The 20695-nt window shown below is 71.9% G+C and carries 19 protein-coding genes; 12 read left to right on the forward strand and 7 right to left on the reverse strand.

Annotated features, from left to right (window positions below; all coding sequences use genetic code 11):
- The first annotated feature begins 55 nt into the window (after nucleotides 1-55).
- The 3 genes from QC385_RS13980 to QC385_RS13990 are packed head-to-tail and all read left to right on the forward strand — an operon-like array spanning nucleotide 56 to nucleotide 2821.
- On the forward strand, nucleotides 56-1033 hold the full coding sequence (locus QC385_RS13980) for a glycosyltransferase family 9 protein (protein WP_279541626.1): 978 nt from the start codon (nucleotides 56-58) through the stop codon (nucleotides 1031-1033).
- A gap of 13 nt (nucleotides 1034-1046) precedes the next feature.
- Nucleotides 1047-1928, forward strand: coding sequence for a glycosyltransferase family 2 protein (locus QC385_RS13985; protein WP_279541627.1), 882 nt, complete (start codon nucleotides 1047-1049; stop codon nucleotides 1926-1928).
- Complete coding sequence (locus QC385_RS13990; protein ID WP_279541628.1) at nucleotides 1925-2821, forward strand: glycosyltransferase family 2 protein; 897 nt, start codon at nucleotides 1925-1927, stop codon at nucleotides 2819-2821. Before QC385_RS13985 ends, QC385_RS13990 begins: the two co-directional genes overlap by 4 nt.
- Nucleotides 2822-2869: 48 nt before the next feature.
- On the opposite strand, the gene QC385_RS13995 is transcribed toward QC385_RS13990, so the two are convergent.
- The 3 genes from QC385_RS13995 to QC385_RS14005 form a co-directional block, all read right to left on the reverse strand.
- Nucleotides 2870-3190 (reverse strand): DUF3040 domain-containing protein, encoded by a 321-nt coding sequence (locus QC385_RS13995; RefSeq protein WP_279541629.1) that lies wholly within the window; start codon nucleotides 3188-3190, stop codon nucleotides 2870-2872.
- 106 nt (nucleotides 3191-3296) lie between these two features.
- The gene (locus QC385_RS14000) at nucleotides 3297-4205 is read right to left on the reverse strand and encodes a polysaccharide pyruvyl transferase family protein (RefSeq protein ID WP_279541630.1); all 909 of its coding nucleotides are present in this window, start codon (nucleotides 4203-4205) and stop codon (nucleotides 3297-3299) included.
- Between the two features lie 79 nt (nucleotides 4206-4284).
- Complete coding sequence (locus QC385_RS14005; protein WP_279541656.1) at nucleotides 4285-5706, reverse strand: family 43 glycosylhydrolase; 1422 nt, start codon at nucleotides 5704-5706, stop codon at nucleotides 4285-4287.
- Nucleotides 5707-5977: 271 nt separating this feature from the next.
- Here QC385_RS14005 and QC385_RS44000 point away from each other — a divergent pair, with 271 nt between their 5' ends.
- A complete protein-coding gene (locus QC385_RS44000; RefSeq protein WP_336621283.1) occupies nucleotides 5978-6565 on the forward strand; it encodes a Fur family transcriptional regulator in 588 nt (195 codons plus the stop codon).
- A 161-nt stretch (nucleotides 6566-6726) separates the two neighbouring features.
- On the opposite strand, the gene QC385_RS14015 is transcribed toward QC385_RS44000, so the two are convergent.
- Nucleotides 6727-7539 (reverse strand): class I SAM-dependent methyltransferase, encoded by an 813-nt coding sequence (locus tag QC385_RS14015; protein WP_279541631.1) that lies wholly within the window; start codon nucleotides 7537-7539, stop codon nucleotides 6727-6729.
- 33 nt (nucleotides 7540-7572) lie between these two features.
- Entirely contained in the window at nucleotides 7573-8676 is a 1104-nt protein-coding gene (locus QC385_RS14020) for a LacI family DNA-binding transcriptional regulator (RefSeq protein WP_443032896.1), read from the reverse strand.
- Between the two features lie 284 nt (nucleotides 8677-8960).
- On the opposite strand from QC385_RS14020, the gene QC385_RS14025 reads away from it, so the two are divergent.
- The 6 genes from QC385_RS14025 (at nucleotide 8961) to QC385_RS14050 (ending at nucleotide 15244) form a co-directional block, all read left to right on the forward strand.
- Complete coding sequence (locus tag QC385_RS14025) at nucleotides 8961-10265, forward strand: ABC transporter substrate-binding protein (protein WP_279541632.1); 1305 nt, start codon at nucleotides 8961-8963, stop codon at nucleotides 10263-10265.
- Nucleotides 10266-10276: 11 nt separating this feature from the next.
- The gene (locus QC385_RS14030) at nucleotides 10277-11344 is read left to right on the forward strand and encodes a carbohydrate ABC transporter permease (protein WP_279541633.1); all 1068 of its coding nucleotides are present in this window, start codon (nucleotides 10277-10279) and stop codon (nucleotides 11342-11344) included.
- Nucleotides 11341-12174, forward strand: coding sequence for a carbohydrate ABC transporter permease (locus QC385_RS14035; protein ID WP_279541634.1), 834 nt, complete (start codon nucleotides 11341-11343; stop codon nucleotides 12172-12174). Before QC385_RS14030 ends, QC385_RS14035 begins: the two co-directional genes overlap by 4 nt.
- A 29-nt stretch (nucleotides 12175-12203) precedes the next feature.
- Nucleotides 12204-13877: a glycoside hydrolase family 13 protein gene (locus tag QC385_RS14040; protein WP_279541635.1), complete on the forward strand. Its 1674-nt coding sequence runs from the start codon at nucleotides 12204-12206 to the stop codon at nucleotides 13875-13877.
- A gap of 21 nt (nucleotides 13878-13898) precedes the next feature.
- Entirely contained in the window at nucleotides 13899-14726 is an 828-nt protein-coding gene (locus tag QC385_RS14045) for an AraC family transcriptional regulator (protein ID WP_279541636.1), read from the forward strand.
- A 65-nt stretch (nucleotides 14727-14791) separates the two neighbouring features.
- Complete coding sequence (locus tag QC385_RS14050) at nucleotides 14792-15244, forward strand: VOC family protein (RefSeq protein WP_279541637.1); 453 nt, start codon at nucleotides 14792-14794, stop codon at nucleotides 15242-15244.
- A 19-nt stretch (nucleotides 15245-15263) separates the two neighbouring features.
- Here QC385_RS14050 and QC385_RS14055 read toward each other — a convergent pair whose 3' ends face one another.
- Entirely contained in the window at nucleotides 15264-16823 is a 1560-nt protein-coding gene (locus QC385_RS14055) for an MFS transporter (RefSeq protein WP_279541658.1), read from the reverse strand.
- A gap of 287 nt (nucleotides 16824-17110) precedes the next feature.
- Here QC385_RS14055 and QC385_RS14060 point away from each other — a divergent pair, with 287 nt between their 5' ends.
- Nucleotides 17111-18670, forward strand: coding sequence for a Re/Si-specific NAD(P)(+) transhydrogenase subunit alpha (locus QC385_RS14060; RefSeq protein ID WP_279541638.1), 1560 nt, complete (start codon nucleotides 17111-17113; stop codon nucleotides 18668-18670).
- Nucleotides 18671-18676: 6 nt separating this feature from the next.
- Entirely contained in the window at nucleotides 18677-20128 is a 1452-nt protein-coding gene (gene pntB, locus QC385_RS14065) for a Re/Si-specific NAD(P)(+) transhydrogenase subunit beta (protein ID WP_279541639.1), read from the forward strand.
- Nucleotides 20129-20194: 66 nt separating this feature from the next.
- On the opposite strand, the gene QC385_RS14070 is transcribed toward pntB, so the two are convergent.
- Nucleotides 20195-20584, reverse strand: coding sequence for a DUF4333 domain-containing protein (locus QC385_RS14070; protein WP_279541640.1), 390 nt, complete (start codon nucleotides 20582-20584; stop codon nucleotides 20195-20197).
- Nucleotides 20585-20695: the final 111 nt, after the last annotated feature.

Raw genomic sequence — 20695 nt, forward strand, 5'->3', positions numbered from 1 at the left:
CCCGATGAGCGGGACCGCGGGGGCGGACGCGGAGGGCACGAGGCAGTCTGCTGGCATGACACCGGACACGGCACCCGAACCGAAGTCCCCCCGCCTCCTGGTCCTGCGCGCCCTGGGCCTCGGCGACCTCCTCGCCGGGGTCCCGGCCCTGCGCGCGCTGCGGCGGGCCTACCCGGACCATGAACTCGTGCTGGCCGCCCCCGCCGAGCTCGAACCGGTCGCTGAGGCGACCGGGGCCGTGGACCGGCTGCTGCCCGCCTCCGCGCCGGGGCGGGGTGTGCCGCGCTCGCTCGACTGGAGCGGTCCGCCGCCGGACGTCGCCGTCGACCTGCACGGCAACGGACCGCCCAGCCACCGGCTGCTCATGGGGCTGCGCCCGCTGAAGCTGCTCGCCTTCGCCCACCCGGACACGCCCGAGATCGACGGCCCGCCCTGGTACGCGGAGGAACACGAACGCGACCGCTGGTGCCGGCTGCTCCAGGCGTACGGCATCGACGCCGACCCGGGCGACCTGCACCTGCCCCGCCCGCGCACCGCCTCCCCGGCACCCGGCGCGGTCGTGCTGCACCCCGGCGCCGGGTCACCCGCCCGCTGCTGGCCCGTCGAGCGGTACGCGGCCGTCGCGGACCGGCTGCGCGCCCGCGGCCTGCGGGTCGTCGTGACCGGCGGCGCCGACGAGAGCGACCTCGTGGCCCGGCTCGCCAAGCAGGCCGGCCTGCCCGACACCGACGTGTTCGGCGGAGGCCTCCCGTTCGGCCGGCTGACCGCCCTCGTCGCCGACGCGTACGCCGTGATCAGCGGCGACACCGGCATCGCCCACCTCGCGGTCGCCCACGCCACATGCTCCGTCACCCTCTTCGGCCCGGTCGCGCCGAGTCGCTGGGGTCCGCCGGCCGACCCGCGCCACCGCGCGCTGTGGTACGGCCCGGAGGGCGACCCGCACGGTCGCCACCCCGACCCCGCGCTGCTGCGCATCACCCCCGACGACGTCCTGCGCGCCGTCGACGAACTTCCCGGCACACGACACCCATGAGGGGCACCGCACGATGACCATCCCGTACCCGGACGCCACGCCCGTCGGCATCGTCATCGCCACGCGCAACCGCTGCGCCGCCCTCGCCGAGGCTCTGAGCCACCTCGTCGCGCTCCCCGAACGACCCCGGATCCTTGTCGCGGACAACGCCTCGACGGACGACACGCGCGTCATGCTCGCCCGCGACTTCCCGCAGGTCCAGGTCCTGGCGCTGCCGTTCAACCACGGCGCCCTGGCGCGCAACCACGGTGCCCGCGCCCTGGACACCCCCTACGTGGCGTTCAGCGACGACGACTCCTGGTGGGCGCCCGGCGCCCTGACCAGGGCCGCCCGCTTGTTCGAGGAGCATCCGCGGCTCGGCCTCATCGCCGCCCGCACCCTCGTCGGCCCCACCGCGCACTCCGACCCGCTCAACGAGGTGCTCGCCGCCTCGCCCCTGGGGCGGGCCGCCGACCTGCCCGGCACCCAGGTCCTGGGCTTCCTCGCCTGCGCCTCCGTCGTGCGCCGCAGCGCCTATCTCGATGCGGGCGGCTTCCACCGGCTGCTGTTCTTCGGCGGTGAGGAGACCCTCCTCGCCTACGACATGGCCGCCCGCGGCTGGGGCGTCACCCACTGCCCGGACGTCGTCGCCCACCACCACCCCGCTCCCTCGCCCCGCGCCGGCCGCCCGGTCGTCCAGCGCCGCAACGAACTCCTCACCGCTTGGCTGCGCCGCCCCATGCCGTACGCGCTCGCCCGCACCGGCGCCCTCGCTGCCGAGGCCCGGCACGACGACCACGCCCGGCAGGCCCTGCGTGGGACCCTCGCCCGGCTGCCCGCCGCCCTGCGCGCACGCAAACCCCTGCCGCCGCACGTGGAGCGGGCCGCGCGTCTGCTGGAGGGAGTCGCCGCATGACCGACAGCCGTACGACCGTCGTCGTCATCACCCACAACCGGCGCCGGGAGCTGCTGCGCACGCTCGACCACCTCGCACAACTGCCGGAGAACCCACCGGTGATCGTCACCGACAACGGCTCCACGGACGGCACCGCCGACGCGGTCGCCCGCCATCACCCGTGGGTCCGGCTGCTGCGGTCCGAGCGCAACCTCGGCGCCGTGGGCCGCAACCTGGCGATCCGGCAGGTCGGCACGCCCTACATCGCCTTCTGCGACGACGACTCCTGGTGGGCACCGGGATCGCTGACGGGGGCCGCCGACCTGCTCGACCGTTATCCGGCGCTGGGCTCGGTCACGGCCCGGATCGTCGTCGAACCGGACGGCACCGACGACCCGATCGTCGAGGAACTGCGCGACTCGCCCGTCCCCGGGCCCGACTGGCTGCCCGGACCGGCCCTCGGCTCGTTTCTGGCCGCCGCGACCGTGCTGCGCACCGACGCCTTCCGGGCGGCGGGCGGTTTCCATCCGCGGCTGTGGCTGGGCGGCGAGGAGGAACTGCTCGCCGCGGACCTGGCGGCCGACGGATGGTGGCTGACGTACGCCGACGACCTGGTCGTGCACCACCACCCGTCCGTGGCCCGGGACGCCACCCTGCGCCGCTCCCACGGCATCCGCAACACCCTGTGGTTCACCTGGCTGCGCCGCCCGCCCGGCCCCGCCCTGCGCCGGACCGTCGACCTGGCCCGCACGGTGCCGCGGGACACCGCCTCCCTGCGCGCCTTCGCCGAGGCCGCCGCCGCCCTCCCCTGGGTCCTGCGCGAACGCCGCGTCCTGCCGCACGAGGTCGAGTCCCGCCTGCGCCTGCTGGAACCGGCCCAGCGTGCCTCGAAAGCCCGCCGCTACACGGGCTGAACCCGCACCGGCAGGTGCGGGTCCGGTCCTGGGATCAGCGGCGGACGCTCAGCCTCCGCACCACCGGCACATCAGCCGGAACACGGCGAACAGCGTCGGCGGCCATATGAGGGCGAACGCCCAGATCACCCCCGGCTCGGAGGTGACCATTCCGGCCACCATCAGCCCGACCGACACCGCGAGCAGGACCGCCACGGTCCAGACGCGGGGGCGGTAGGAGCCGAGGCGGGCCAGCAGCCGGGCGGGGTCGGGGCGGCGGCTCAGGCGCAGGGTGCGCAGCCGGCGGTCGAGGCGGCGGTCGCGGCGCAGCGCGCGTTCCATCTCGTCGAGGATGCGCTGCTCGTTCTCGGGAAGTCGGCCGATGGACACGCGCTTTCTCCTTCCGGGCGGCCGGACCGTCTTGCGCCCCGAGGGGGACGTGCGGCGGAGGACTACGGCGGGGATGTACAAGCGGGTGCCCCGTGAGGTCCCGGAGTTAACCGGGGACCGGTCGTGCCAGCGCCTCGACGAGCCGGTCCGCGCTGTCCGGCACGGTTCCCTCACGGAACCCGTCCCGGATCTGCCGTGCGGTCACCCGGCCGCCGGTCAGACACCAGTCCCACCAGCGGTCCAGCTGCCGCACGTCCAGCCGCTCGGCGGGCACCAGCGCGGGCCAGCCGCAGGCCCGGGCCTGCGCGGTCATCTTCGCGCCGCCTTCGACCGGGTCGACGGCCAGCACCGGGGTGCCGACCCGCAGCGCGATGACCAGCCCGTGCAGCCGGTCGGTGACGACGAGGTCCAGCCGGGCCAGCACGGACTGGAGCTGCGCGGGGGTGGCACTGAGATGCCAGTCGTGCGTGTCGAGCCGCGTCTCCAGCTCCAGCCGGCCGCAGTCCTTCCCGGCCAGCCAGCGTGTCACCTCCTCCGCGACCTGCCCGTGCCGTCGCAGCTCCCCGTACTCGTGCTGCCCGTGCGTCAGGATCACCCCGACGACCGGCCGGGCGGGCGCGTCCGGGGCGCGGGCCGCGAGGTCCTCCACCGGCTCGCTGTCCGGCGCGTCCCGGGGCAGCACCCGGTGGAAGCCGGTCACGGCCGGGCTGGCGGGGTCGATCACCGACGTGCCGACGGCGATTCGCACACAGTGCGCGAACCGCCGGTGCAGCTCCTCGATCTGCGGCCCGTGCAGCGGGCCGCACACGAACACCAGGTGGGAGTAGTCCTCCGGCCACAGCCGGTCCAGATGCAGTGCCTCCGGGCGGAAGCCGGGACTCCAGGCGACGTCGTAGGCGATGCCCGTGCCGAGCAGTACGTCCTCCACCCGGCGCAGGGCCAGCACGTCCCCGGCGGTCGCCTCCCCGTCCCGGAAGCTGAACCACCCGGTCAGCAGAACCTTGCGCGGTCGCATGCCGTCTTGTGTGTGCACACGCCCTGAGTGCCCGCCCACCGGGAAGACAATCAGGGCATTACGGGCGACCGCGCCACGGTCACTGGGCGTAGAAGGTGGCGTCCGCCCGGTCGGTCGCTGTGCTCGGCGCCTGCACGTTCAGCAGGTACTCCCAGTGGCGGACGTATCGCCCCGGGTAGTTGTACGACTCGTAGGAGACGCCCGCCGGGTCGGCCAGCCCGGCACGCCGGTGGAAGGTGGCGTCGGACGCGAACTGCGCGCTGCCGTCGTTCTTCTCCAGCCACACCTCGAAGTTCCTGTGCCGCAGGTAGTACCCGGGGAAGTTCGCCGACTCCAGCGAGACGGTGCCGCTGCCTGCCAGTCCGGGCGCGACCCGGAACTGTGAGTCGGCGAGCTTGGTGACGTTCGCCTCGATCCGGGCCCGGTAGTCGTAGTGGCGTACGAACCGGTCCGGGAAGTTGTACGAGGAGAAGCGCTGCGGGGTGACGCCGTCGGCCACGGGGATGCCGAAGTTCGGTGTGCCGTCGGCGTTCCAGTAGACCTTCTGCACACGGGTGCGGCGGTTGGGGTCGTTCAGCGGGTCGCCGCTGATGTCCTTGTAGCTGCGGTCGTGGTAGACGAGGATGTCGCTCTTCCCGTCCTCGGACACGGTGAAGGAGTTGTGGCCCGGGCCGTACTGGCTGGTCGCGGCGCTGCTCGTGAACACCGGCGTGGGGCTCTTGCTCCACGACGCCTGGCTGAGCAGGTTCGCGCTCGCGGAGGCGGTGAGCATGCCCAGGCAGTAGTTGCTGTCGGTGGCGCTGGCGGAGTACGTCATGAACACCTTGCCGCCGCGCTGGATCACCGCCGGGCCCTCGTTGACCTTGTAGCCGACGGTCTCCCAGGAGTAGGTGGGCCGCGACAGCATCACCGGGGTGCCGGTGATCGTCCAGGGGTTGGCCATCCTCGCGAGGTAGACGTCGGTGTTGTTGTTCACGGACGGGTCGCGCTGCGCCCAGGCCAGGTAGCGCACGCCGTTCACGACGAAGGTGGTGGCGTCCAGGGAGAAGCTCTCCCACTGCGTCTTGATCTGCCCCTTCTCGGTCCAGGCGGCGGTGAGCGGGTTGGCGCCCGTGCCCTCCAGGACGTACATGCGGATCGCCCAGATGTCGTTCGTGGCGCCCGCCGCGAAGTACACGTACCACTTGCCGTCGATGAAGTGGATCTCCGGCGCCCAGATGTGAGCCCCCATCACGCCACTGGCGTGCTTGGTCCAGATGGTCGTCTCGGGCGCCGACTTGAGCCCCTGGATGGTGGTCGCCCGGCGCAGCACGATGCGGTCGTACTCGGGGACGGTCGCGGTGAAGTAGTAGTAGCCGTCGGTGTGCTTGAAGATGTGCGGGTCGGCCCGCTTCTCGGCGATCGGGTTGGTGTAGGTGACACCGGGGGAGTCGGGCACGGCGGCCTGCGCGGGCGCGCCGGTCCCCAGGAGGCAGGCGGCGAGGGCGACGAGGACGGCCAGGAGCAGCCGCGGCGCAGTGCGTCTCTTACGTCTCAAGGGAGTTCTCCGGATCAGGGGGGAGTGCAGCGTCGCCGCCGCCTCTGTCCGAGCCTGCGTCCGTTATTTCGAACGCAGTTCGTGAATTCGATCAGAAGATAAGTGGGGCCCTTACCTCCGTCAACGGTTTGCGCAGGCGTGACGCGCGGACAGCCCGGGCCGGTCATCGACGTGAAAACCATGTTCATCTAGCATGGGGGCCGACGAACGCGCCGGTCGAGCGAGGAGTCCAGTGGTGGGCGAAGCGGAGGAGAGCGCGGCCGTGGAGCGCATCCACCCGCCGGGCCTGCGCAGTACGTGGCAGCGTCGGGCCGTGCTCGGCGCGCTGGGCCGCTGCCGCGAGTTCGTCTCCGCGCAGGAACTGCACGCGCTGCTGGCCGACTCCGGCAGCACCGTCGGGCTCACCACCGTCTACCGCACCCTGCGCGAGCTGGACCGCGCCGGGTTGGTCGACGTCGTGCGCGACGAGGGCGGTGAGCGGCTCTACCTGGGACGGCCGGCCGGCGAGCACCGCCACTACCTCATCTGCCGCCGCTGCGGCCGCAGCCGGCCCGTGGACGCGGAGGCCGTGGAGGAGTGGGCCGCCCGGCTCGCCGAGACCACGGGCTTCACGGAACTGGAGCACACCCTCGAACTGAGCGGAGTGTGCAGCCCCTGCGGGCACGGCCCGGCCCCGGCCTCCTGCCCGCCGCCCCGCCCGGCCGGCCGGTCAGCCGGGGAAGCGGGCCGTGCCCGTCAGGACGCGTACGTCGAGGTCGGTGACGGAGTCCGCGGTGAGCCGGGCGGTGAACTCGGCGCGCACCCGCTCGACGGCGGCCGGTGACAGCCCGTCCAGCATCCGGCGCGCCCCGCTGCCGACGGCCGGTGTCCAGCCCGCCTTCGTGGGCGGTGGGGCGTCGACTCGCCGCGGAGAGCGGCGTGTGGGGCCCCTGCGGGCGCGGCCCGGCTCCGGCCTCCTGCCCGCCGCCCCGCCCGGCCGGCCGGTCAGCCGGGGAAGCGGGCCGTGCCCGTCAGGACGCGTACGTCGAGGTCGGTGACGGAGTCGGCGGTGAGCCGGGCGGTGAATTCGGCGCGCACCCGCTCGACGGCGGCCGGTGACAGCCCGTCCAGCATCCGGCGCGCCCCGCTGCCAATGGCCAGCTCCCAGCCCGTTTCCGGGGACAGCGGGGCGTCGAAGTGCCGCTGGACGACCCGGGGTTCGCTCCCGCCCAGGTCCGTCAGCCACGCCGCGAGGGTGCCGGCGGTGTCGATCCGGGCCAGCTGCTCCATCTGCGGCGGGCGGGGCAGATCGCGCTGCGTCAGGACCGCGCCCCGGAGCGCCGCCTGCCAGCCGCCGAGCGCGCCCTTCTCCCAGACCGTCACGACGAACCGGCCCCCGGGACGCAGCATCCGCGTCAGCGCGGCCGAGTCCCGGTCCATGTCCGGGAAGAAGAACACCCCGAGCCCGCACTGCACGACGTCGTAGCCGGGGCCGGGCACGGGCCACGAGGTGACCTCGTGGCGGTGGAAGCGGATGTTCGCCAGGCCCTCCTCGCGCGCCCGGCGCTCCCCGATCGCCAGCAGCCCGTCCGCGAGGTCCACGGCGTCCACCCGGCCCGCCGACCCCACGGCCCGCGCGGCCGGCAGCGCCGACGCCCCGGCCCCGCAGCAGGCGTCCAGCACCGACTCGCCGCCGGTCAGGGCGGCCACCTCCGCCGTCGCCTCGCCGACCGGGTCCCACAGCACCCGGGACCAGCTGTGGAACTCCTCCGCTCCCGCGCTGAAGACGTCCCCGACGGTGTTCTCTCCGGTGGTCATGCGCAACCGCCCCCTCGTCCTTTTCGGCCGAGTCTAGGTTCGGGGTGTCCGGCGGGCACGGCGATTTCCGTCAGCCGACGGCAGCCGGGACGGCTCCTCGGCTGTGCCCCGTGGGGCGGGCGGCGGGGCCGTGGTCGTCCGGGGGATCACGTGGGTCGGCAGCACGACGTGCCGTCGGCGGTCCCCGCCGGGATCGTTGACGAGCGCCAGCGCCAGCGCGCCGGCCTCCCGGCCGATGGCCGACGGTGACTGGGCCACGGTGGTCAGATCGAACCACTGGGCCACCGGCTGGTCGTCGAAGCCGACGACGGACACCTGCCCGGGCACCTCGACGCGCGTCGCGCGCAGTGTCCAGATGACGGCGACGGCCACCTCGTCCTGCTCGGCGAAGACCGCCGTGGGCGGCTCCCGCAGCCCCAGCAGTCTGCCGACCGCCTCGGCGGCGCCGCGCTTGTCGCCCGCCGGGGTGGCGACCACGAGCTCGTCGTCCAGGGGCAGGCCGGCCTCGGCCAGCGCCTGCCGGTAACCGACCAGCCGTTCCTGCGAGCTGAAGGAGAAGCCGCCGGTGCCCACCGTCCGCACGTAGGCGATCCGGCGGTGGCCGAGGTTGAGCAGGTGCCGGGTGCCGCGCAGGGCACCGGCCACGTCGTCGACGTAGACGCTCGGGCGTCCGTCGACGTGCTGGCTGACGTACACGACCGGCATGCCGATGCCGTCCAGCCGGGCGGTCTCCTCCTCGGTGAGGTCGAAGGAGAACACCAGCAGCGCGTCGGCGTTGCGCCGCGCGGGGAGATGCTCGAAGAACGCCGTGCGCTCGGCCATGCCGGGGATCACATAGACCGTCAGTTCCATGCCGGCCGCCCGCAGGACGAGCGCGAGACCCGACAGGGCCGAGCCCACGAACCACGAACTGAGCGTGGGCACGAGCACCGCGACGCTGCACGTCCTGCCCGTCACGAGGCTGGCGGCGTGGCGCGACACCGCGAAGTTCAGCTCCCGGGCGGCCCGTTCGACGCGGGCGCGGACCTCCGGCGAGACCGTGGACAGGCCGCGCAGGGTGCGCGAGACCGTGGAGGTGGAGACCCCGGCCCGTACGGCGACGTCAGCCATCGTGGGGTGCCGCTGACCTGGTGGCATGCGCCGGACGCTAACAGGGACACCGCCCTCACCGGCAGTTGGTGACAGCGCTGTCTCACCAACTTCTTGCCTTCTTACCACGGTATGACGCATTGACTTCCCGCCAGAGCGCTCCTAGCGTGCAAACGTTGTCTCGACAGGTTCGAAGTCGCCTCGGATGGACGCCTCCTACCTGCTGTGAACTGCGGTTTTTATCAGTGGAATGCCGTGGCAACGCAATCTCATGACCAAAGCCTTTCCGGGGGAACAGACACGACTTCGGTACGTCACGACCAGGAGAGACAGTGAAGACCAGCACCGCCAGAGCGATTCAGTGTTCCGCAGCGCTCACCGCCGCCGGACTCCTCCTCACCGCCTGCGGCTCGTCCGGCGGCAGCGGCTCCGGACAGTCCGCGCCGGCCGCGGCGGCGTCGTTCAAGGGCCGCGGCCCCATCACGTACGTCGCCGGCAAGGACACCACCGGCACCGTCCAGACGATCATCGGCCGCTGGAACAAGGCGCACCCCAAGGAGAAGGTCACCTTCATCCAGCTGCCGACGGACGCCGACTCGCAGCGCCAGCAGATGATCCAGAACGCGGAGACGAAGTCCGACGCCTACACGGTGCTCGCCACCGACGTCGTGTGGACGTCGGAGTTCGCCGCCCACCAGTGGATCGAGCCGCTGCCCGCGGATCAGTTCCCGCTCGGCAAGATGCTCCAGCCGGTGGTGGAGACGGCCAAGTACCGCGGCAAGCTCTACGCCGTCCCAGGCAGCTCCAACGGCGGCCTGCTGTTCTACCGCACCGACCTGCTGAAGAAGGCCGGCGTCACCCGACCGCCCACCACCTGGGCCCAGATGACCGCCGCCTGCGCCAAGGTGAGGAAGCTGCCCGCAGCCAAGGACATGTCCTGCTACGCCGGGCAGTTCCAGAAGTACGAGGGCCTCACGGTGAACTTCGCCGAGGCCGTCAACTCCGCCGGCGGCCAGATCGTCGACGCGAGCGGCAAGCCCGACGTCGACACCCCGCAGGCCAGGAAGGGCCTGGACTTCCTCGTCCACTCCTTCAAGGACAAGACCATCCCCAAGGAGGCCATCACCTACCAGGAGGAGGACGGCCGCCAGGCGTTCCAGGCAGGCAAACTGATCTTCCTGAACAACTGGCCCTACGTGTACTCCCTCGCTCAGAAGAGCCCCGTCAAGGGCAAGTTCGCCGTCGCACCCCTGCCCGGCCTGAACGGCCCCGGCGCCTCCAGCCTCGGCGGCTCCAACCTGGCCCTGTCGTCCTTCGCCAGGAACAAGGCCACGGCGCTGGACTTCATGAAGTTCTTCACCAGCCAGGAGAGCGCGACCTACTTCCTCAAGAACGCCTCCCTCGCCCCGCCCTACGCCGACCTCTACGACAACGCGGCGCTGGACAAGCAGTATCCGTACCTGCCCGACCTCAAGCAGTCGATCACGAAGGCCGTGCCGCGCCCGCGCGTCGTGCAGTACGGCGACGTGACCGCCGCGATCCAGAACGAGGTCTACGCCGCGCTCACCGGCAAGAAGAGCAGCGCACAGGCGCTGAAGGACCTCCAGGGGGACCTCCAGAAGCTGACGGCACAGTGAGGCCGCGGGTCATGGCCGGCACCGCGATCCCGCCCGACACCGCCCCGCACGCGCCCGGGACGGCGGCCCGCCGCCGCCCCGGGCGGCCCCCGGCCCCCGAGCGCCCCCGGCGTCATCCACCCTCCCGGGCCACCGCGGGCACCGGCCGCCTGGCCGCGCTCCTGGTCTCCCCGACCCTGCTGGTGCTGACGGTCGTCGTGCTCTACCCGACGCTCATGGCACTCGACGAGTCCCTGTACGGGCCGAAGGGGCTGGACCCGAAGACCGGATTCATCAGCAACAGCGAGCCGTTCGTCGGGCTGAAGAACTACACCGACATCTTCACCCAGGCCGGCGGCCGCTTCTGGAACGCCTTCTGGAACACCACCTTCTTCACCGTCGTCACGGTGTCGCTGGAGACCGTGATCGGCGTCGCCATGGCGATCGTCATGCACCGGGCCTTCCGGGGCCGGTCCGTCGTGCGGGCCGGCATCCTCGTCCCCTGGGCGATCCCCACGGCCATCTCCGGACTGCTCTGGAAGTGGATCTTCAACGCGGACGGAATCGCCAACGTCCTCATCGGCCACCAGGTCCTGTGGACCGCCGACGGCTTCTCCGCCAAGATCGCGGTCGTCATCGCCGACGTGTGGAAGACCGCCCCCTTCATCGGCCTGCTGGTCCTGGCCGGCCTCCAGGTGATCCCGAAGGAGGTCTACGAGGCGGCCCGGCTCGACGGGGCGAGCGCCCTCCAGCAGTTCCGGCGCATCACCCTGCCGCTGGTGAAACCCGCGCTGATGGTGGCGGTGCTGTTCCGCTGCCTGGACGCGCTGCGGATGTTCGACCTGCCCTACATCCTCATCGGCGCCCAGAAGGGCTCCGTCGAGACGCTGTCGATGCTCGCGCAGAACGAGGCGTCCAACGTCCGCTTCGGACCGGCCTCCGCGTACGCGGTCCTCCTCTTCCTCTACGTCTTCCTCATCGCGCTCGCCTTCGTCCGGCTGCTCGGCGCCGACCTCATCGGGGGCGCCGACGGGACGAAGAAGCGCAGGAGCCACGCGGTCAGGGTGCCGCGCCGCCGCGTACGGGAGGTGACGGCATGACCCTCACGGCCAAGTGGCGGCAGTGGCTGCCCCATCTGGGCATCGCCGTGGTGGTGGCCTACTGCCTGGCCCCCTTCTACTGGATGCTGGTCTCCAGCCTCCGCGACACCGGCGACATCTTCAGCACCTCCCTGTTCCCCTCCTCGGTGTCGTTCGAGAACTACCGGTCGGTGTTCAGCCCGGGACAGGGCTTCACCAGGGCGCTGCTCAACAGCCTCGTCGTGGCCGGCATCACGACCGCGTTGTCGCTGCTGCTGGCCACGTTCACCGCCTACGCGATGGCCCGGCTGGACTTCCGTTTCAAGCGGCTGATCCTCACGCTGATCATCGCCACCTCGATGTTCCCGGTGGTGTCGATCGTCGTCCCGCTGCTGAAGCTGTTCACCGACATCGGCTGGATCAACACCTACCAGTCCATGATCGTGCCCAGCATGTCCTTCACGCTGCCGCTGGCGGTGTGGAACCTGACCACGTTCTTCCGGCAGATGCCGGACGAGCTGGAACACGCCGCGATGGTCGACGGCTGCACCCGTGGCCAGGCCTTCCGCAAGGTCATCGTCCCGCTCGCCGCGCCGGGCATCTTCACCACCGCGATCATCACCTTCATCGCCGCCTGGAACGAGTTCCTCATCGCCCTGTCGATGACCAACAAGCCCAGCATGCAGACCGCGACCGTCGCCATCTCCAAGTTCTCGGGGGCGACGACGTACCAGACGCCGTTCGGCAGCCAGATGGCCGCGGGCGTCGTGGTGACCATCCCGCTGGTCGTGATGGTGCTGCTGTTCCAGCGCCGCATCGTCGCCGGGCTCACGGCCGGCGCCGCGAAGTAGACCCGCCCCCGCAGAAGGAGTCACAGCAGGTGTCTTTCACCGCACCCTGGTGGCGCAGTGCCGTCATCTACCAGGTCTACATCCGCAGCTTCGCCGACGAAAACGGCGACGGCGTCGGCGACATCGCCGGCATCCGTTCCCGGCTGCCGTATCTGAAGTCCCTCGGCGTGGACGCCATCTGGATCAACCCCTGGTACAAGTCCCCCATGGCCGACCACGGTTACGACGTCGCCGACTTCCGCGCCATCGACCCGCGCTTCGGCACCCTGGCCGATGCCGAGCGGCTCATCACCGATGCGCACGAGCACGGGATCCGCGTCATCCCCGACATCGTGCCCAACCACACCTCCGACCAGCACACCTGGTTCCAGGCGGCGTTGACGGCCGGACCGGGCAGCCCGGAACGCGAGCGCTACGTCTTCCGCCCCGGCCGCGGACCCGACGGCGCCGAACCCCCGAACGACTGGGTGTCCTGCTTCGGCGGCCCGGCCTGGACCCGGCTGCCCGACGGCGAGTGGTACCTGCACCTGTTCGCACCCGAGCAGCCCGACCTCAACTGGCGACACCCCGAAGTCCGCGCCGAGTTCGAGTCGATCCTGCGGTTCTGGTTCAGCCGGGGCGTCGACGGCTTCCGCATCGACGTCGCCCACGGCCTGGTCAAACACCCTGAGCTGCCCGACCTGCCGCCCCGCGCCGTACCCGCGGTGACGGGCCCGCTCACCGGCCGGGACGAGGCGGACGGGCCCATCCGCCGGCACCTCGACCACCCGCACTGGGACCGGGACGAGGTGCACGAGATATACCGGGCCTGGCGCAAGGTCGCCGACGAGTTCCCCGGCGACCGTTCCTTCGTCGCCGAGGCCTGGGCGGACACACCGGAACGGCTGGCGGCGTACGTCCGCCGGGACGGCCTGCACACCGCCTTCAACTTCGACTTCCTCATGTGCGGCTGGGACGCCAAGGACCTGCGCGCGGTCGTCGACGACTCCCTCGCCATGCTGGGTTCCGTCGGCGCCCCCGCCACCTGGGTGCTGTCCAACCACGACGTCATGCGCCACCCCAGCCGCTACGGCCGTACCGCCGCGCGGAGCTGGATGGCCAACGCCCGGTTCGAGCCCGACGGCTCCCTCGACCTGGAGCTCGGCACCCGGCGTGCCCGGGCCGCCGCCCTGCTGATGCTCGCCCTGCCCGGCGGCGCCTACGTCTACCAGGGCGAGGAACTCGGCCTCCCCGAGGTCGAGGACTTGCCCGAATCCGCCCTCCAGGACCCGATCTGGGAACGCTCCGGCCACACCGACCGCGGCCGTGACGGCTGCCGCGTGCCCATCCCCTGGTCGGGCCAGGCCGCTCCCTACGGCTTCAGCCCCGACGACACCACGGCCGATCCCTGGCTCCCCCAGCCCGCCGACTGGGCCGCACTCAGCGTCGAGGCCCAGACCGGCGACCCCGCCTCCATGCTGGAGCTCTACCGCACGGCCCTGCGCATCCGCCGCGAACACCCCGCGCTGGGCGACGGCACGATGACCTGGCAGGACGCCCCGGAGGGGGTGCTGTCCTTCAGCCGCGAGCCGGGCTTCGCATGCCTGGTCAACCTCTCGACGGAGCCGTGCAAGCTGCCCGCACACTCCGAGCTCCTCCTGACCAGCGGGCCGCTTCAAGACGGCCTGCTGGGGCCCGACCAGGCGGTGTGGCTGGCGGTGTAGCGGGGATCCTAGGCTGGGCGTATGGCTCGCACGGCGGAGGAGATTCCCGTCTCGCTCACGGTCCGGCCGTCGGCGCCGGCACTCGCGCCGCTGATCGGTGCGCTCGGCTATGCCGAGGGACGGTTCGCGCACTCCGCCGAGCTGTCCCTGCCGACGGGCGGGGCGCAGCTGCTGGTGAACCTCGACGGGGACACCCTGGGCTCGTCGGACCGGCGGACCCGGGGAGCGGCTCTCCAGGGGCCGTACACGGGGCCGGCGGTGATCGACCCGGCGCAGCAGCGCTCGGTCCTGTGGGTGGCGTTCCGTCCCGCGGGGGCGTATCCGTTCCTCTCCGTGCCGGTCAGCGCGCTCCGTGACCGGCTCGCCGGGCTCGACGAGCTGTGGGGCACGGACGGTGCGGTGCTGCGCGAGCGGCTGCTGGAGGCCATGGCCGCCGGTGGCCCCCAGGCATGCCTGCGGGAGCTGGAGACGGTCCTGCAGCGGCGGTGGGAACGTCCCCTGGAGCCCGACCCGGCGATCCGTCTCGCCTCGGCGCTGCTCGACCGCGGAACGCCGGTGGGCGAGGTCGCCGACCGGCTCGGCTGGACCTCCCGGCGGCTGGCCCGCCGGTGCACCGAACAGCTGGGACTCCCGCCGAAACGGTATGCGCGGGTACGGCGCTTCCAGCGGCTGCTGGGCCGGGTGAACGCCGGGTCCGGGGAGCCGGACTGGGCGGTCCTCGCCGCCGAGTGCGGCTACCACGACCAGGCCCATCTGATCCACGAGTTCCGCGCGCTCGCCGGGATCACCCCGACCGCGTACGCGCCGCGCTCGCCCCGGGAACGCAACCACGTTCCGCTCGGCGGGTGACGGGTCCAGCCCGGCCGACCGTTTTCTACAATCCACGGCCGCCCTGATCCGGCCATCGTGAAGGCATGACGAACACAAACGGCACTCTGTCCCTCACCCGGCTCTACGCCCGCCTCGTGGTCTCCGACGGGCCCCGGGCGATCGACTTCTACCGGACCGCGTTCGGCGCCGAGGAGATCGAGCGGTACACGGGCCCCGACGGGAAGATCGTGCACGCCATGCTGCGGCTCGGCGACGCGGTGATCGCGGTCAAGGACGCCGACGAGAGCGACCCGGCGCCGGACTCGCTCGGCGGCAGCCCGGTGATCATGGCCCTGGACGTGTCCGATGCCGACGCCGTGGCCGAGGCCATGCTGCGGGGCGGGGCGAGGGTGGTGTATCCGGTCGCCGACCAGCACTACGGGCAGCGCGGCGGCCGTCTGGCCGATCCGTTCGGCCATCTCTGGATGATCTCCCAGACGATCGAGGAGCTGACCCCGCAGGAGATCCAGAAGCGCACGACCGACCTGTTCACCTGACGAGTTCGCCGTACGGCGGTCAGCGTGTCCGTCCGACCGGCTCGCCCTGCTCCGCCGCCGTGGCCACCCGGCCGCCCGGGTGGCGCAGGGCGCACAGGAAGCCGATGCCCAGGGCGATGGCCATGCCGTAGAACACCCACTGGTTGGCCTCGGCGAAGTCCATGCGGACCGCGCTCATGGCGTCCCGTGTCGCCTCGGCGGCGGGGCCGGTGCCGGCGGGCGGCCGCGAGTCGCCGTTGCCCGTGACCGACTCGGTGATGTCCCGGGCCACGGTGTCCGCGTCACCGGCGGGCATGCCGCGGGATCGCAGGGTCTGCACCACCTTGTCGGTCGTGACGTGCGTCAGGACGGTGCCGTAGACGGCCAGGCCCACGCTCGCCGCGTAGTTGCGCACGGTCTGGGTGATGCCGGTGACCTCGCCGTACGAGGCGCCGATGGCCCGGTTGACGGCGTCCGTCGAGGCGGGCGCGAGGACGAAGCCGATCCCCGCCCCGGCCAGGGCCGCGTAGGGCCATTGGTCGTGCATGGACAGGTCGGTGAGCTTGTTCGCCCACAGGGCGAACCCGGTACACCCCACCGCGGTGCCCAGCTTCAGGGCCGGACGCGCGCCCTGCTTGTCGAGAATCCGGCCGCCCCACTGTGAGGCGATCGCGAAGCCCGCGAAGAAGTACAGCAGGAACAGGGCCGCCTGGTTCGGCGAGGCGCTCAGGGAGACCTGGGCGTACACCGAGATGAAGAAGAACACCGGGACGAACGCGAGCATCGCGAAGAACAGCACCGCCGCGTCCACGGTGAACGCCTTGTCCCGGAAGACCCGCAGATCGATCAGCGGATGCCGGACCCGGCGCTCGAACCGGACGAACCCATGGAGCACCGCGAGGCCGCCCGCGACGCACACCCAGGTCGCCCAGCTGTCCCAGCCCCAGGACCAGGCCTGCTGGAAGCCGAGGACGCTCAGGCCCATGCCGACCGCGATCAGGGCGGCGCCACGGACGTCCATGGTCCCGGACCGCCGCCGGTCGGAGAGGTGCGCCAGGGCCGTGAGGACCAGCGCCACGATCGCCACCGGCACGTTGACCCAGAACACGGCCCGCCACGTCCAGCCGGTGAGCCAGCCGCCCAGCAGCGGGCCGAGGGCCGTCAGGGCGCCGGAGACGCCGAAGAACAGGGCTAGGGCGCGTCCGCGCCGCTCGACCGGGAACACCGCCACCACCACGGCGAGTGCCGCGGGGAAGAGCAGGGCGGCCCCGAGCCCCTGGGTGGCGCGGAACACGATCAGCCAGGTCTGCGCGGCACCGCCGTCGGGGACGCAGCCGCACAGCACCGACGACACGACGAACACCAGCGTGCCGATGACGACGATCCGGCGAGGCCCGTAGAGGTCCGCGAGACGACCGCCCAGGGCGAAGAACGCAGCGAGGGAGAGCAGGTAGGCGTTCACCACCCACTGCATGCCGGACGACGACAGATCCAGTTCCCGGACGATGTCCGGTGCCGCGATGGACACGATGGTCTGGTCGATGAAGGTCATGGCGACGGCGAACATCATCGCCGCCAGCGCCACGGTCTGCTGCGACATCGTTCGGGAGGGGGACGCGGGCCCGCCGCGCCCCGGGCGCGTGCTGCTCACGCACTCAGTCTGCGCCCGGCGGCGGCAGGACGCACCACAAGACTCTTCCTGCCCCGCCGGTCTCCTCCGTCCCTGCCGGCACAGCGATACCTCCGAAAGCGCCTCACGGCAAGCCCCCGGCGATGTGAGGACGGCCTCCTCGGCCATGTGACCACGGCCCGCCACCTATGCCGCGTCGAGGGTGCAGGATGCGGGCACCAAGGAGGACAGGCACCCGAACGACGGAGAGGCAGACGATGGTCCCAGCGGAACCGGAACCCCAGCGGATCGGCATACCCGCCGAGTCCACTGCGGGCGAGACCAGGGTGGCGGCGACGCCGGCCACCGTGGGGAGACTCGCCGCGCTCGGCTACGAGGTGGTGGTCGAACCGGGGGCGGGAGCCTCGTCCCGCTTCTCCGACGCGGCCTACGAGGAGGCGGGCGCCCGGCTCGGCGACCCGTGGCAGGCGGAGATCGTGCTCAAGGTGAACGGCCCCTCCGGCGAGGAGATCGGCCGGCTGCGGGACGGGGCGACGCTGATCGCGCTCATCGGCCCCGCGCTGCACCCGGAACTGGTCGACGAACTGGCGCGGCGGCCGATCACCGTGCTCGCCATGGACGCCGTGCCGCGCATCTCGCGCGCCCAGTCCCTGGACGTGCTCAGTTCGATGGCGAACATCGCCGGATACCGGGCCGTGGTCGAGGCCGCGCACGCCTTCGGCCGTTTCTTCACCGGCCAGGTGACCGCCGCCGGCAAGGTGCCGCCCGCCAAGGTGCTGGTGGCCGGGGCCGGGGTGGCCGGACTCGCCGCGATCGGCGCCGCCCGCAGCCTCGGTGCCGTGGTCCGCGCCACCGACCCCCGGCCCGAGGTCGCCGAGCAGGTCCGCTCGCTGGGCGGGGAGTTCCTGACGGTGGGCGTCGAGCAGGAGGTGAGCACCGACGGCTACGCCAGGGCCACCTCGGAGGACTACGACCGGCTCGCCGCGCAGCTGTACGCCGAGCAGGCCGCCGACGTCGACATCATCATCACCACCGCGCTGATCCCGGGCCGCCCCGCGCCGAGGCTGATCACCGCCGAGGACGTGGCGCGGATGAAGTCCGGCAGCGTGATCGTCGACATGGCGGCGGCCCAGGGCGGCAACGTCGAGGGCACGGTCGCCGGGAAGGCGGTCGTCACCGACAACGACGTGACGATCATCGGCTACACCGACCTGCCCGGCAGGCTTCCGGCCCAGGCCTCGCAGCTGTACGGCACCAACGTCGTCAACCTGATGAAGCTGCTCACGCCGGGCAAGGACGGCCGTCTCGTCCTCGACTTCGACGACGTGGTGCAGCGGTCGATGACCGTGGTCCGCGACGGCGAGAAGACCTGGCCGCCGCCCCCGGTCCAGGTGTCCGCCGCCCCCGCACCGGCTCCCGCCGGCGGTACCGAACCGGCGGCGCCCGCCACGCCGCCGGCGAAGCCCGCACGCCCCGCGTGGTCGTCGTACGCCCTCGTCGGTGCCGGGGCGCTCGCGCTGTTCCTGGTGACGGCCTTCTCGCCGAGCCAGCTCATCGGCCACTTCACGGTGTTCGTGCTGGCGATCGTCATCGGCTTCTACGTCATCGGCAACGTGCACCACGCCCTGCACACCCCGCTGATGTCGGTCACCAACGCCATCTCCGGGATCGTCGTGGTCGGCGCGCTGCTCCAGATCGGGCACGGGAACACCGCCGTCACCGTGCTGTCGTTCGCCGCGATCCTGCTGGCGAGCATCAACATCTTCGGCGGATTCGCCGTCACCCGCCGGATGCTCGGCATGTTCTCGAAGGGCTGATCACGGATGACCACAGTCACGGCCTCAGAAGCCGCCTACGTCGTCGCCGCGTTGCTGTTCATCCTCAGCCTCGCCGGGCTCTCGCAGCACCGGACCTCCCGCTCGGGAGTCGTCTGGGGCATCGCGGGCATGGTCGTCGCCCTGGCGGCCACCGTCGGTCTCGCCTCGAAGAGCATCACCGCCACCGGACTCGTGCTGATCGCGGTCGCCACGGCCGTCGGCGCGGGCATCGGGCTGTGGCGGGCCCGGGTGGTCGAGATGACCGGCATGCCGGAGCTGATCGCCATCATGCACAGCCTCGTCGGGCTCGCCGCCGCGTTCGTCGGCTGGAACGGCTACCTCGACGTCGACGCCTCGAGCCACGGCGGTGAGGAGCTCACCGGTTCGCTGCTCGGCATCCACCACGCCGAGGTGTTCATCGGGGTGTTCATCGGCGCCGTCACCTTCACGGGTTCCGTCGTCGCGTACCTGAAGCTCTCGGCACGCATCAACTCCCGCCCGCTCACGCTGCCCGGCAAGCACGTCCTCAACGTGGGCGCCCTGGTCGCGTTCGTCGCGCTCACCGCCGCGTTCGTGGCACGCCCCCACATCGGCCTGCTCGTCGCGGTCACCGTCATCGCCCTCGCCCTGGGCGCGCACCTGGTCGCCTCCATCGGCGGCGGTGACATGCCGGTGGTCGTCTCCATGCTCAACAGCTACTCCGGCTGGGCCGCCGCCGCCTCGGGCTTCCTGCTCGCCAACAACCTGCTCATCGTCACCGGTGCGCTGGTCGGCTCCTCGGGTGCTTACCTGTCGTACATCATGTGCAAGGCGATGAACCGCTCCTTCATCTCGGTGATCGCGGGCGGCTTCGGGACGCCGGCCGCGGCGGCCGACGACGGCGAGCACGGGGAGCACCGGGAGATCAGCGCGGAGGAGACCGCGGAACTCCTGCGCGACGCCTCCTCGGTGATCATCACGCCGGGCTACGGCATGGCCGTCGCCCAGGCCCAGTACCCGGTCGCCGAGCTGGCGCGCAAGCTGCGCGAGCGGGGCGTCGAGGTGCGCTTCGGCATCCACCCGGTCGCCGGCCGGCTGCCCGGGCACATGAACGTGCTGCTCGCCGAGGCGAACGTGCCGTACGACATCGTCCTGGAAATGGACGAGATCAACGACGACTTCGCCGCCACCTCGGTCGTGCTGGTCATCGGCGCCAACGACACGGTCAACCCGGCCGCCACCGACAACCCGGCCAGCCCCATCGCCGGGATGCCGGTGCTGCACGTGTGGGAGGCGGCCAACGTGGTCGTCTTCAAGCGGTCGATGGCCGCCGGGTACGCCGGTGTGCAGAACCCGCTGTTCTTCCGGGAGAACAGCCAGATGCTCTTCGGCGACGCCAAGCAGCGGGTGGAGGACATCCTGCGCAGCCTGGACGCCCTCGACACGCCTGTCCGGGAGATGGCCGGCAGTACGCGCTGAGGGGCGACGCCCGTAACCGACCGGGCCTCCGCCCGGTCGGTGCGTCGTCACGTCGGTGGGTATGTGTCAGCGCTCGAACTTCCAGGTCACCCGCGGTGTCACGGGGTCGCCCTCGACCCTGGTCACGCGGACGGGAATCGAGACCCGCTCGCCCCCGGCCCGCGCCGTGCACGTCCCGCTCGCACCGACAACCGCCTTCAGATGCGCCGGACAGGACACCTCGCCGATGTCCTCGCCGACCCACGGCAGCGGGTGGTACCAGCCCTCGATACGGGCCTGAAGGATCGTCCTCTCCACCGCCGGGTGGCCGTCCACCTTCACGTAGAACCGGCGGGGGACGGCGTCGATCGTGGTGTGCTGCACGTCCTCGCCGGCCAGGAGATGGGTGAGGACCCCGCCCCCGGCGGCCATGGCGACCACACCGCCGACGGCACCGGCGAGGAAACCGCGCTGCATCTCGTACTCCTGGGGGATCGGTGGGAAGTCGCTCCACTCTGCCCCGGGTACACGGGCCCGCGCCTCGGTCATTCGGCCAGAAAAAGGGGCCGGCCCGGCACTGTGCGTGCC

The organism is Streptomyces sp. DH10, assembly GCF_029813805.1.
Classification (GTDB): domain Bacteria; phylum Actinomycetota; class Actinomycetes; order Streptomycetales; family Streptomycetaceae; genus Streptomyces; species Streptomyces coeruleofuscus.